Genomic DNA, 13,048 nt, shown 5'->3' on the forward strand with positions numbered 1-13,048 from the left:
ATAGATCCTTGTTAATCGCTAGAATGGGCTCTAAGTGCAGTTAATAACTCATCATTTAACTGCGCTTTTTTACCCGTTTTAAAATTAAACATAACCACTTGTGATGAGCCAATGGTTGTTACTGCGTCTTGGCTTTCACTAAATACAGTGTAATGCATCATAAAACGATCGTGTTCAATGTCACTAATCTTTACACCAACATGCACAGTATCAGGAAATGTCACCGGGCGTTTATAGCGGGCGTTGTTTTCGCTGATCACCGGACCCACACCTGTTACTTGTAAATCTTTAAGAAAGCCGAGTTGAGTAAAAAAATCGATACGGGCTGTTTCAAAGTAGCGAAAATACACCACATTATTGACGTGCTGCAGGGCATCCATTTCGCCCCATGCAACATTAATTTTTGTTCTGATAGGGTGTTGTTCTATAAACGATTGCATAGTAAATCTTCGTTGATTGTGAGAAATCTTAGGTTAGCAATATGCTGCTTTTAGCTCAAGGAAATTAGAAAGCTCAGTAGATTGTGCTAGATTTATAAGTTCACGCTTACGTAAAGTGTGAGCAAAATGAACACACATTAAAGGACCTTAATTATGCAGCAACTAACCTTGAGGGTGATAAAGTGGATTGCACTTTTCATCTTGCTAGCTCTAGCTTTGCTCTGTTATAGCATGGGCACAATGTCAGGATTTATCGCTTTAATTGTCGTGGGCTTGTTATTAGAAGCCGCGTTTTGGTTATTTGGTTTACGGCTTATTAGCCGTAAAAAACCAAACCAACAAAAAAGCCAAACCTCTTAGCTTGCACTCTCAGGAAGTTTAAATATAATAACTGTATATATGAACAGTTATTGTATTCCTGATGAAAAAATTCATTCACATCGATATGGACTGCTTTTATGCAGCCGTTGAGATGCGTGATAACCCCGCGCTTGCCAATGTGCCACTGGCTATAGGTGGTAATAGTCGTCGCGGGGTGCTTTCAACTGCTAATTATATTGCCCGTAAATATGGTGTGCGCTCGGCGATGTCGAACTATCACGCCAAACAACTGTGCCCCGATCTGGTTATCATGCCCGGACGAATGCAGGTTTATAAAAAAATCTCCACGCAAATTCGCGCCATTTTTGCAAAGTACACCGACCTTATTGAGCCGTTATCGTTAGATGAAGCCTACCTTGATGTAACCGACAGTGCTGCGTGCAAAGGCAGTGCAACACTCATGGCTCAGCAAATCCGCCAAGAAATCTATGACACCACCGGACTAACGGCCTCAGCGGGCGTCGCGCCAATTAAGTTTATTGCCAAAATTGCCAGCGATGAAAACAAGCCTAATGGTCAGTTTGTGGTATTGCCCGATCAAGTTGATGACTTTTTGGCGAGTTTACCGCTTGGCAAAATTCCTGGCGTAGGCAAGGTGACATTAGAAAAGCTGCAACTTAAAGGGCTTTACACAGGGGCTGATGTGCGTGCGAAAGGGGTTAATTGGATGCAGCAGCACATTGGTAATTTTGGCGTGTCTTTATATCAAAAGTGTGCAGGCGAGTACGTTGGCAAAGTGTCAACTGAGCGAGTACGAAAGTCACTCAGTGTTGAGCACACCTATGAATACAATAAAAATAACTTAGATGAGTGTCTAAGTCAGTTACCCCGCTTGATGGATGAATTAACTCGTCGTCTTGATAAACAACAATTAAACAACCGCATCAATAAATTATCGGTGAAGGTCAAGTTTGCCAATTTTGTCGTGACCAGTGCCGATCAAAGCCACCATCAATTAGACGAACGCATTTTTGCTGAGTTAATGAGTAAAGCTTATGAGCGAGGTAACAACCAGCCAGTACGCCTGTTAGGAATAGGTGTCGGAATAAAGAGTCAGGCTCACGAGCATTTTCAGCTGAGTATATTAGACTAAAGGTTAACACCTTGGTGCTTGAAAGTTTGTTAGTGTCTAGTTGGGGTGTTAGGCCTGCCTAGTTCAACACCTTAGACAACATTATAACTTAATAAGAGAGATGACTATGCAATCGGTCGTAATCGTGCTGCTCGGAATAGTCGGTATGTTGTTCGGATGGTTCTTTTATTCGAAATTCATCGCCGAAAAAATATTTAAAATGGATGATAATTTTGTCACACCAGCTCATGAACTTGAGGATGGTGTGGATTATGTGCCAACTAACAAAGTTGTGTTATGGGGCCACCATTTCACCTCTGTCGCAGGTGCTGCGCCAATTGTTGGCCCTGCCATTGCCGTATACTGGGGCTGGGTGCCTGCGGTACTGTGGGTAGTATTTGGTACTATCTTTTTTGCTGGTGTTCACGACATGGGCGCTCTATGGGCCAGTGCGCGTAACAAAGGCAAATCAATGGGCGCTTTATCTGAAAGTGTAATTGGTAAACGCACCCGTGCATTATTTATGATTGTGGTGTTCTTAGTACTACTGATGGTGAATGCGGTATTTGGTGTGGTGATTGCCAAGTCATTTGTATCGCAACCCAACGCGGTATTCCCAGCTTGGTCAGCGATTGTCGTGGCCTTAGTTATTGGTCAGTTGCTACGCCGTAAAGTGTCGTTAATTCCGCTTTGTTTAATTGGTGTGGGAATTCTTTATTACACCATTTACCTTGGTAGTGGCATGCCGATTTCATTACCTGATGAAATGTTTGGCTTAAGTGCGAATGCGAACTGGATCATCATCTTATTTATCTATGCAGCCATTGCTTCATTATTGCCAGTATGGATGCTTTTACAGCCACGCGACTTCATTAACGGTATGCAGTTATTGGTTGGTTTAGTTTTACTATATGGTGCGGTTTTTGTGTCAATGCCGGATATCACAGCGCCTGCGTTTAATACTCAAACGGCGGTTGATACACCAAGTATAATTCCATTGCTATTTGTGACCATAGCTTGTGGTGCGGTATCGGGTTTCCACGGTATTGTGTCTTCAGGTACCAGTTCTAAGCAGCTTAACAAAGAAACCGATGGTCGCTTTGTGGGTTACTTAGGTGCAGTAGGCGAAGGTATGCTTGCGCTTATTACACTAGTTGCAGTAAGTGGTGTTGCACTTGCGGTATCTCCTGAAGAATGGCACGAAATTTACAGTCACTTAGGTGCCGGTAGTGTGAGCGCCTTTATTAATGGTGGTGCTAACTTAATTGAAAGTGGTTGGGGTATCTCGCAAGAGGTGGCATCAACTTTACTTGCCGTAATGGTGGTCTTGTTTGCGGGGACTACGATGGACTCTGGCGTACGCTTGCAGCGTTATATCATTCAAGAGTGGGGTGATATTTATAATATCAGCATCATTCGTAATGGTATTGTAGCTACACTCATTGCAGTACTTAGCTGTTTACTGCTTGCCTTTGGTGCTGGTGGCGCTGACGGTAGCGGCGGTATGATTATTTGGCCATTATTCGGTTCGACTAACCAAATCTTAGCAAGCTTAACCCTACTGGTTATCTCGGTAATGCTTATTAAAGCGAATCGCCCGGCTAAATACACCTTGATCCCAATGAGCTTTGTACTCGTTATGGCGTTCTTTGCTGGGGTTATTAAACTGGGCGAGTACTACCAACAAGGTAACTGGTTACTGGTGACACTTGATTTGTTAGTACTGGTTGTGAGCGTACTGGTTATGCTTGAAGCTTGGTCTGTGATTGTTAAGCATCGTAAAGACTCAGCACACATTACAGAGCAGTAAACTTAGCTTGCCAGCCATATCGTAAGCTGTCTTACTTGGCTGGCAATAGCGCTCTAAATCAATGATAATAAGGTCCTATGTTTCTAACAGCAGGACCTTTTTTATGGCATACCCTCATGCAGTTGCAGCCCCGCAATTAGCGGATGCAAATCACGATGCATTGATTATTATCGGTGATGATTTTTCTTCTTTAGCAGATGCAAGCTTAAGCCAAGCTATTAGCGCTCAACGAGCTGTAGACGCACGTATTGGCAAACAAGTGACATTACTTGTTATTGACTCTAAACGCGTTATTTTAGCGCCTACAGGCCCTCTAAACCGTGATTATGATGATGTACGTCGTTACTTTGATGCCGCGAAGCAAGGTGTACTAGAGGCGAAAGCATCGGGTAGCACTCAGCCTGCAATTTTACTTTCTAACGTAAATCAAGATAGCCGTTACAAGCATGCCCTTGAAGTGGCTTATTTAGGTGCTTGCCAAGCGCTTTGGCAACCACTTGAGGCACGTGAGTTTCACGGCCAAGCGATTGAACCAATTAGCCAAATTAGCCTAGTGGGTGCAGATGAAGCAATGAGCAAAGCGCTTAATGCTATTGCTGCAGGTCAATATGCTGCACGTGATTTATGTGGTACCGAACCTGAGCGTATGGCACCACCTCGCTTTGCTGATTACTGCGTTGAGTTATTTGCTGATAGTAAGGTGTCTGTTGAAGTGATTTCAGATATCAACACTATCGATAAAGATTACCCAATGATGAGCACCGTAGCGCGCGCATCTTACGCTGTTGAGCGTCATCACCCACGTGTTGTAAAACTAGAATACGTGCCTGAAGGCGACGTTGAGCGTACCTTAATGTTTGTTGGTAAAGGTTTAGTTTACGATACCGGTGGTGCAGACCTTAAAGTGGGTGGCTTTATGGCAGGTATGAGCCGCGATAAAGGCGGTGCAGCTTCGGTTGCTGGCTTTATGAAATCAGTGGCTGACTTTGCACCAAAAGGCGTAAAAGTGATTGCTTACTTAGCCGTAGTTCGTAACTCAATTGGTTCTGATTGTTTTGTTCCTGATGAAATCATTACCAGCCGTGAAGGTGTGCGTGTTCGTATCGGTAACACAGATGCTGAAGGCCGTTTAGCAATGGGTGACCTATTAAGCGAAATGAAAGATCGTGCTTTAAACGAAGTAAATCCAGAGCTATTCACTGTTGCAACACTAACAGGCCACGCAGCTCGTGCGATGGGTCCTTACAGTGCGTATGTTGAAAATGGTCCAGCTCGCGCAGCGAAAATTTCACGCCAAATTGCTGACTTAGGCGATTTATGGGCAGATGGCGCCGAAGTATCTCGTAGCCGCCGTGAAGATTATGACTTTATTCGTCCTCGCACGTTAGCTGACGATGTATTATCAAGTAACAATGCCGCTTCTGCAGTGACAGCTCGTGGTCACCAGTTCCCAATGGCATTCTTAGCGATTGTTGGTGGTTTAGATAAACATGGTACTGAATCAGCGCAACCATTACCGTATGTTCATATGGACATCGCAGGTAGCGGCGTAGAAGGCGGTGATTGGCAACATGGTAAGCCTACCGCAGCAACAGTAAGCAGCTTATTCGCTCGTTATTGTTTATAAGCTAAAAGCTATAAGTTTTTAGTTTTAAAAGCCCCGCACTGCAGTGCGGGGCTTTTTTGTGGTGTTAGTCGAGCTTGAAGCGGTTAACGACATCACTTAACGCTTGTGAGCTTTGCTTTAAGTTTTCACTGGCGTTCGAGAGTCCTTCGGTATTCGACAGTGATTGTTCGGTTGATTGTGAAAGCTCATTAATCCGTAAATTAACCTCATCTGCGGCGCTGGTTTGTTGCTCGGTAGCGCGGGCGATTTGGCTGTTCATATCTTTAATAATAGAGACAAGTCGCTCAATCTCACTCAATGAAGTATTTGCTTCACCTGCTTGTGAAACCGTTTCAGTTGATAACTGTTGGCTTGCCGATACAGCATCAACAGCAGCTTGTGCGCCTGTTTGTAGTTTACTGATCATGGCTTGAATTTCATCAGTACTTTTACCTGTGCGACTTGCTAATGTACGCACTTCGTCAGCCACTACGGCAAAGCCTCGACCTTGTTCACCAGCACGGGCCGCTTCAATGGCAGCATTGAGAGCCAGTAAGTTGGTTTGCTCAGCAATACCTCGGATAACATCAAGTACTGAACCAATGTTGTTACTCTCTGCGGCAAGATCCGCCGTTACCTTACTCACTTGTTCAATATTATGCGACAGGGTCTCAATGGCGGTGATAGTCTTGTTAAGAACCTGCTTGCCCGCTTCAGCATTTTGCGCTGCTTCATTAGCGGCATGCTCAGCTTGGTCGGCATTTTGACTAACATCGTGAATTTGATGGGTCATTTGTTCCATCGCGGTTGCTACTTGTGTTGAGCTGTCGTTTTGTAGCTCAATAAAGGAGTGATTGGTTTTACTGGCATCATCAACGCTATGGGCAAACTGATTTACTTGCTCGGCATTGTGGGCAACATGTTTTAGTGACTCACGCATTTTTGCGGTGTACAAGTTAAAGTAGCGCGACAAACGAGACACTTCGTCATTGCCATTTTCATCAAGCTTTTGGGTTAAGTCGCCTTCACCTTGTGAGATGTCTTTCATCATGTCGGCGGCAAGTTGGGTTGGGCGAAGAATACTATTGGCAATTAGGTAGCTTAGCGCAACCAGTAGGGCAATGATCACCACTGCGGTGATAATGACATGAGTACGAAGCGAAGAGAATGCCTCTTCAATGGTATCAATGTAGACACCAGAACCAACAATCCATTGCCATTTATCAAAGCCTTTTACGTAGGCAATTTTATCAACCGGCTCGTCTTTACCTGGCTTTGGCCACTTATAAGGAATAAAACCTTTACCTTGTTTTTTGACAATATTGACCATATCGACAAATAACAACACGCCATCTGGATCTTTACTGCCCGCTAGCGATTTACCATTTAATTCGGGCTTAAATGGGTGCATGACCATCACGGGTTGATAGTCGTTGATCCAAAAGTAATTGCTGTTGTCATAACGTAGTGCAGAAATTGTTTCGAGGGCTGCTTGTTTGGCTTGTTGCTCACTCAGCTTACCTTGCTCAAACAACGCATAATTATGCTCAATAATAGAGTAAGCAGACTCAACAAGGTTTTGGGTTTTTATGTATTGCTCTTGCTTTAGCGAGCTGTATTGCTGAGTTAAACTCGAGACGCTTAAAAATATCAGCCCTATCACGACCACACTCACTAACATGGCGAGGCGCTGAAAAATTGTAAAACGGCGAAAATTCATGTGTATTCCTTCGTCATGCCCATAGGAGCAATGTATTAAGCGTAGCTAAAACAGGTCGAAAATCTAGTTAAATAGTAGAATACATTGAGACAAAAAAAAGGCTGATTTAACAATCAGCCTTTAGTCTAAGTTACCGAAATTAAACGTGATTACTCCACGTTAAAGTGTCGGTTGAAGAAACTGGTGATGGTTTGGTGTAAGTGCGTTTGTACGCTCTTGCCACGTAAACTGTGTTTTGAACCCGGGTAAGTCATCATTTCGAACTGCTTTTCTTGATCTTGCAGTTGTTTGAATAACTTAGTGGCGTGAGTGAATAACACGTTATCATCTGCCATACCGTGGTAAATCATCAGTGGGCCTTTTAAGCCTTCGGCATATGGGAAAACTGCACTTGCTTCGTAACCTTTCGCGTTAGTTGCAGGGTGACCTACATAACGTTCAGTGTAGTGAGTGTCGTAAAGTGCCCAATCAGTTACTGGCGCACCAGAAACACCGGCTTTGAAGTAGTCGCCCGCTTTAAACATAGTCATAAGCGCCATATAACCACCGTAGCTGTGGCCATAAATACCAATACGTTCAGGGTCAACGTAATCAAGGGTACGTAAGAACTCGACACCTTTGATTTGGTCTGCCACTTCAGCAACACCTAAGTGCTTATAAATCACGTCTTCAAACTTTTTACCACGGTTGTATGAACCACGGTTATCAAGTTGGAAAATAACATAGCCTTGTTGTGCCATGTACTGGAAGTATAAGTTTTTACTACGCCAGCTGTTCGTTACGCGCTGAGCATGAGGGCCGCCATAAACGTTAACAATAACTGGGTGCTTTTTACCATGTTGGTAATTAGTTGGCTTGAATAAACGGTAATGCATGATTTGTCCGTCTTCAGCCTTTAACGTGCCGTATTCAGGCGTGATCAAATCAGCTAGGTAAGGCGTTAATGGGTGTGACTTATCTAACTTGTTTTCTTCAAGCCAAGTGATAAATTCGCCATTAATTTTACGTAATGCTGCAGAGCCAGGCTTATTCACTGATGAGCTGTTATCGATAAAGGTTTTGTTATCTTTAGCAATCACCACATTATGGTAAGCACCTAGCTCAGTTACGCGTTTAATTTCGCCTTTTTTGAATAGCGGTACGCTGTAAAGGTGGCTCTCAAGTGCTGTATCTTTACGACCTGCAAAATAAACGATGCCTTTTTTCTCATCGATACCTTTTAAGCTATCAACAACCCATTCACCTTGGGTGATTTGACGGATCATTTCACCGTTTGTGCGGTATAAATAAAGGTGTTTAAAACCGTCGCGCTCAGATGCCCAAACGAAATGTTTCTTATCGTTTAAGAACTGCAAATCAAAGTGCAGGTTAATCCAAGTATCACTGGTTTCTGTTAGGGCAACGGTTTGTTTTTTAGTGTCGCTATTATAAAAACGTAACTCTAAGTTATGTTGCGAGCGGTCTTGCCATTGATAAGAAAGTGTTTTGTTATCTTTTAACCATTTTGCGCGAGCGATATAAATATCTTGATCGTCGCCTAAATCAACCCAGTCAGTTTTTTGATTGTTGATGCTTACAACACCTAACTGAATTTTAACGTTGTCGGTACCTGTAAACGGGTAGCGTTGATTAAATAGCTTTACTTCATCGGCGTAAATTTCATTACGGATCGCTTCTTTTACTGGGCTTTCATCAACACGGGTATAAGCGATTTTAGACTCATCACCAGACCACCAGTAGCCAGTCATTCGACCCATTTCTTCTTGCGCAACAAACTCGGCCATACCGTTTTTAATAACGCCGCCACCATCTTTACTTAATTGGATTTCTTGACCCGTTTTTAAGTTAAGTGCGTAGAGGTTTTGCTCACGAATAAACGACACATAATGGCCTTTAGGTGAGAAACGTGCATCGGTTTCAAATGCTTCAGTGTCGGTTAGTTTACGGCTTTTAGCTGAGGCAAGCTCATAATAGTAAAGGTCGCCATTAAGCGGGAATAAAAGCGCTTTACCGTCTTTTGACCATTTATATTCTAAGATCCCTTTACCAAAAATACGTTGGCGCTCACGGCGTGCTTTTTCTTCATCAGATAAGTTTTCTGGACCAGAAAATAGTGCAGCAGAGTCAACTAATAAGCGGTTTTTGTTATCTTTTAAGTTGTATTCCCATAAGTCGTAGCGATTGTAATCATCGGTTTTACCTTGCAGGTAAGTTACACGACTGCCATCTGGAGAGAATTTAAGTTGTACAGGCGCTTTACCTGCTAAGCTTGGATCGTCAAAAATACGTTCAAGAGTGAGTGGTTCAGCGGTCACACTGAATGCTGTTGCCACCACTGGCAAAGCAAGTGAGAGAGATTTAATTTTTTTTAGCACAGGAGTACCTTCGCTCGAATAAAAACTGCCACGATGGTAATGGTAAGCTTAGGCAACTGCAACAAAATGCTATAAAGTAGGGTTTGTTTACCCAATATCAAAGGATTTACTGATGAAAAATACTGATACGCCGTTTTCTTTGGCCCCAGAACTACAACGCGATTGCATTGAGCTTGCTGATTGGCCACTGTGTAAAGTATTGCTGATGAATGATAGCCAATACCCTTGGTTTATTTTAGTGCCAAGAGTCGCTGGCGTTAAAGAGATTATCGACCTTTCTGAAGAGCTACAAATTACCTTATTACAAGAGTCGGGCAAACTGAGTAAACTAATACAACAGGTGTTCAACCCAGACAAACTCAATGTAGCAGCACTAGGGAATATGGTACCGCAATTACATGTTCATCATATTGCGCGTTTCACAACTGATGCAGCTTGGCCAACACCAATTTGGGGTAAATTACCAGCAGTACCTTATAGCGACGAACAAATTGCCGCATTAAAAGCGCATTTTTAAACTGTTTGTTCTAGCAAGATTGGACTAAGCTAAATGGATGATGCACGAAGGGGTACGGAATAAATGAAACACACAGTGTTTGCCGTGTTGCTTATTCTGAGCTCTTTTTCTTGTTTTGCAAAAAGCTATTACTTTGTTGGTAGCCACTTTCCTGCCATTTTAGAGCAAGATCAACAAGGCACAGTGGTTGGCTTGGGTGCCGATATTGCTCACGAAATTTGCAGGCGTTTAGGGCATGAGTTGGTAATTGATATCATGCCACTAAAACGCGCTCTAAAAATGGTAGAGCAAGGTCAGGCTGATGCCATTATTGGTCCTTACAAATCCATTATACGTCAGCAGTATATGCAATTTAGTGACTTGCCCTTTTACGAAGACCCGATTGTTTTATATACCAAAAAGAACAATGATGTGACTTGGGTTGGAAACTTTGCCAGCCTTCGTAAAGATATTATTGGTACAATTCGAGGTTGGAACTATGGTCCTGAATTTAAGCGTAACGAGGCAAATTTATCGCTATCTGAAGTGGGTAATGTGCGGGCTAGCTTTTTACAATTGATGCATAACCGAGTTGACTTAATTCTTACCCATCCTCGGGCTGCAAAGCCTGTGATCGACAGTTTAGATATAGCAGATAAAGTGATTATGTTATCGCCGCCGGTGACGGTTAATCAGGGCTACTATGGCTTTAGTAAACAACGCGAACTCGATGAATTTATTGATGCTTTTAATGCCGAGTTTCAAAAAATGCTGATCAACGGGGATATTGTAGAACTAAACTCCAAATATGGTTTGAACTTCGTTGCACACTAGTCGTGTTTTACTCGATTTCGGGCAACAAAAAACGCTGCAATTGCAGCGTTTTTTGTTAGAGAAGAATAAGGCTTAAAGACCTAATACTTCTTTACCTTGTTTGAAAGTAACATCAACAGGGATGTTAGCTTGGCTTAGTTTTTCTAAGTCTTTAGCTAGTTCAGCTTTGATGTCGCCATGAGTTGCGATTAGCTGATCAACTTTTTGGTAATCACCGTCACCTTGAATAGTAAGGATTAGGTTAGATAGTTTCTCCATTGCTTGGCTCATTTTCTCCATGTTAACGCTGTATAAGCCGTCAGCATTTTTAGAGAATGCACCTTCTTCAGCGAAGAAGTTAAAGCGGATCATGTTCGCTTTACCGTGTGCGCTTGATGCACCAAAACGCACTGAGCGGAAGATACCAGCCATAAAGGTGATGTAGTAATCCTCTAACGTACCGTCAGTGATCTCGCCTTTCTTAAGTAATTGCTCAACCATGTAAAGACCTAAGATATCCGCTTTACCTTCTTCAAGGGCACTTGCATGCTCTTGCAATGATTGGCGAACAGTTCCTTTACCAGTAATGGTGTTTTTAATACCTAAACCGTGCGCTACTTCGTGGAACATAGTGTTTGCGAAGAAAGCATCAAAGGTAATGTGTTTACGCTGCTCAGGAACAATTAGCTGCTCTGAAATTGGCACTAAGATTTTATCGAATTTAGCGCGCATTGCGTTTTTAAGCTGTAAACGTCGAGTGCCTTTTTCTAGCTGAACTTGTTCATCATTTGGCAGGTTGATAGCAATTGTTTTACTACCTGCATTTGAGTGGCCTGCGTAATAAACAACATCATAAGCATTTAGGTCAGCATCAGAGCCTGGGACTTCTTGCTTGTATTTTTCGTCTACAGGTAAACCTTTTTGTAGCTCAGGTAAGAAAGCGGCAAATTTAGCTAAACGCTCGCTCCATGCTAAATCTTTAATTAATACATAAGATTCATACGCTGCACGGTAACCAAATAATTGATCTTCATAGGTTTCGATAGGGCCAATAACCACGTCAATTGGGTTATTTTTCATATCCATCCACGCAAAATCAGATGGTTGGAAGTCATCACTTACTAGTGCGTCTGCGCGCATGCTTAGGTAGTTAGCAAATTCTTTATCATCAGCCAATTTACTTGCTTCGCGTAATAAATTAGCAGCTTTTTCTAGCTCTTGTGCGTACTCAACCGAGTAAGCCACGCTATAAAGAAGGCCTTTTTCATCGCGCTTGATCACTGAGTAAAGACCGGTTTTGTCATCAACGATTGCGTTGTTTAATTCTTCTTTTGTGATATCGCTCGGGTAAAATTCAGCGCCTAAAGGCTTTTCTTCATAGCCTGACAAGAATACTTGGTCACCGTTTAAGCGATCCCAAGGGCCGTAGTTGATATCTGCAAACTTCTGAACTTTTTCATCATTAATTTTTGCTAAGAAAGCGTCTTTGCTCTCACCAAATGCTTGGCGCCAAAATAGCTCATCCATGATTTTTGAGGCATCGATTAACTTGCCAATCATTTGCTTCTGGTTATCGCTTAAGTGGCTAAGATCAGAAGTAAGCGTAAAGTCAGTGTAAATGTCTAAGCGGCTTTTCTCAGCATTGATAAGTTGTGGGTTGTTTTGTTCAGTAGTTTGCTTTGTTTGCTCTGCAGCAGGCTTAGTTTGAGAAGTGGTAGCTTGCTGGTCAGAACATGCACCAAGGAAAACAGCACCTGATAAGATAAGTGCTTGGCTAATTTTATTTAATGTCATTTTTTTGCCCGTTAAAAAAGTGAGAGTCATTGCTTAGAAAACAAAAAGTCTATGCATTAAAGCAAACCTGACATATATATGGCAAGTTTACAGCACTAGAAGCAATATTTATTAGGGCGTGTTGACCTTTGTGGATTAAAATTTGTTCACTCTAGGGGCGATTTAATCGCGGCGCGAGATTTGTAACCTAGTGGGCTAAGTAAAAATCGAGCAAAGCTACCGCGTCCTGCTCACGCCCCTTACCTACATCCATGTAGGTAACAAAGAGTTAATCGCCCCTAGGAAGAACCTGAAGGGCAGCGCGTGTTTGGCATTGATGCTGCGTTATCGCCTATTTATGTGGAACAACCACACTACATAGGCTCTGCCTTGCCTAAATACCAAACACACTGCTGCAAAATTAATCACAAAAGGTCAACGATGAAATGGTCTCCTCCCTTTCGGCATCGCAATGTGCCAAACTTGGAATTGAACGATTCAAGTAATAAAGCGAGGAGACCGAGATGAATATTACAACAGTTGGATTAGATTTAGCAAAGAA

Annotated in this window: 10 protein-coding genes; 6 read left to right on the forward strand and 4 right to left on the reverse strand. The window is 42.6% G+C overall.

Features of this window, described 5'->3' with window-relative positions:
* Window positions 1-11: 11 nt before the first annotated feature.
* The gene (locus tag ABMY41_RS14565) at window positions 12-440 is read right to left on the reverse strand and encodes a thioesterase family protein (RefSeq protein ID WP_138616064.1); all 429 of its coding nucleotides are present in this window, start codon (window positions 438-440) and stop codon (window positions 12-14) included.
* A 153-nt stretch (window positions 441-593) separates the two neighbouring features.
* Here ABMY41_RS14565 and ABMY41_RS14570 point away from each other — a divergent pair, with 153 nt between their 5' ends.
* The 4 genes from ABMY41_RS14570 (at window position 594) to ABMY41_RS14585 (ending at window position 5,330) form a co-directional block, all read left to right on the forward strand.
* Window positions 594-800 (forward strand): hypothetical protein, encoded by a 207-nt coding sequence (locus ABMY41_RS14570; RefSeq protein WP_349275201.1) that lies wholly within the window; start codon window positions 594-596, stop codon window positions 798-800.
* A 61-nt stretch (window positions 801-861) separates the two neighbouring features.
* Window positions 862-1,914 carry a DNA polymerase IV gene (gene dinB, locus ABMY41_RS14575; RefSeq protein ID WP_349275202.1) on the forward strand — a complete coding sequence of 351 codons (1,053 nt, stop codon included), beginning with the start codon at window positions 862-864 and terminating at the stop codon, window positions 1,912-1,914.
* A 106-nt stretch (window positions 1,915-2,020) separates the two neighbouring features.
* Window positions 2,021-3,703: a carbon starvation protein A gene (locus ABMY41_RS14580; RefSeq protein WP_063529047.1), complete on the forward strand. Its 1,683-nt coding sequence runs from the start codon at window positions 2,021-2,023 to the stop codon at window positions 3,701-3,703.
* 103 nt (window positions 3,704-3,806) lie between these two features.
* Window positions 3,807-5,330: a leucyl aminopeptidase family protein gene (locus tag ABMY41_RS14585; protein ID WP_289098255.1), complete on the forward strand. Its 1,524-nt coding sequence runs from the start codon at window positions 3,807-3,809 to the stop codon at window positions 5,328-5,330.
* A gap of 64 nt (window positions 5,331-5,394) precedes the next feature.
* Here ABMY41_RS14585 and ABMY41_RS14590 read toward each other — a convergent pair whose 3' ends face one another.
* Complete coding sequence (locus ABMY41_RS14590) at window positions 5,395-7,029, reverse strand: methyl-accepting chemotaxis protein (RefSeq protein WP_349275205.1); 1,635 nt, start codon at window positions 7,027-7,029, stop codon at window positions 5,395-5,397.
* Window positions 7,030-7,178: 149 nt separating this feature from the next.
* On the reverse strand, window positions 7,179-9,404 hold the full coding sequence (locus ABMY41_RS14595) for a S9 family peptidase (RefSeq protein WP_349275207.1): 2,226 nt from the start codon (window positions 9,402-9,404) through the stop codon (window positions 7,179-7,181).
* A 112-nt stretch (window positions 9,405-9,516) separates the two neighbouring features.
* On the opposite strand from ABMY41_RS14595, the gene ABMY41_RS14600 reads away from it, so the two are divergent.
* Together ABMY41_RS14600 and ABMY41_RS14605 are read left to right on the forward strand one after the other, a co-directional pair.
* Window positions 9,517-9,921 (forward strand): HIT domain-containing protein, encoded by a 405-nt coding sequence (locus ABMY41_RS14600; RefSeq protein WP_349275209.1) that lies wholly within the window; start codon window positions 9,517-9,519, stop codon window positions 9,919-9,921.
* Window positions 9,922-9,984: 63 nt separating this feature from the next.
* Window positions 9,985-10,734 (forward strand): transporter substrate-binding domain-containing protein, encoded by a 750-nt coding sequence (locus tag ABMY41_RS14605; protein WP_251603861.1) that lies wholly within the window; start codon window positions 9,985-9,987, stop codon window positions 10,732-10,734.
* Window positions 10,735-10,806: 72 nt separating this feature from the next.
* On the opposite strand, the gene ABMY41_RS14610 is transcribed toward ABMY41_RS14605, so the two are convergent.
* Window positions 10,807-12,507: a Zn-dependent hydrolase gene (locus ABMY41_RS14610; protein ID WP_062566085.1), complete on the reverse strand. Its 1,701-nt coding sequence runs from the start codon at window positions 12,505-12,507 to the stop codon at window positions 10,807-10,809.
* Between the last annotated feature and the right edge of the window lie 541 nt (window positions 12,508-13,048).

Source organism: Pseudoalteromonas sp. BZA4 (assembly GCF_040104395.1).
Lineage (GTDB): Bacteria > Pseudomonadota > Gammaproteobacteria > Enterobacterales > Alteromonadaceae > Pseudoalteromonas.

What these genes read in the sequence shown, in the direction of transcription:
- ABMY41_RS14565 (WP_138616064.1), bottom strand. Translation starts at nt 440, where the DNA reads ATGCAATCGTTTATAGAACAACACCCTATCAGAACAAAAATTAATGTT.
- ABMY41_RS14570 (WP_349275201.1), top strand. Translation starts at nt 594, where the DNA reads ATGCAGCAACTAACCTTGAGGGTGATAAAGTGGATTGCACTTTTCATC.
- dinB (WP_349275202.1), top strand. Translation starts at nt 862, where the DNA reads ATGAAAAAATTCATTCACATCGATATGGACTGCTTTTATGCAGCCGTT.
- ABMY41_RS14580 (WP_063529047.1), top strand. Translation starts at nt 2,021, where the DNA reads ATGCAATCGGTCGTAATCGTGCTGCTCGGAATAGTCGGTATGTTGTTC.
- ABMY41_RS14585 (WP_289098255.1), top strand. Translation starts at nt 3,807, where the DNA reads ATGGCATACCCTCATGCAGTTGCAGCCCCGCAATTAGCGGATGCAAAT.
- ABMY41_RS14590 (WP_349275205.1), bottom strand. Translation starts at nt 7,029, where the DNA reads ATGAATTTTCGCCGTTTTACAATTTTTCAGCGCCTCGCCATGTTAGTG.
- ABMY41_RS14600 (WP_349275209.1), top strand. Translation starts at nt 9,517, where the DNA reads ATGAAAAATACTGATACGCCGTTTTCTTTGGCCCCAGAACTACAACGC.
- ABMY41_RS14605 (WP_251603861.1), top strand. Translation starts at nt 9,985, where the DNA reads ATGAAACACACAGTGTTTGCCGTGTTGCTTATTCTGAGCTCTTTTTCT.
- ABMY41_RS14610 (WP_062566085.1), bottom strand. Translation starts at nt 12,507, where the DNA reads ATGACATTAAATAAAATTAGCCAAGCACTTATCTTATCAGGTGCTGTT.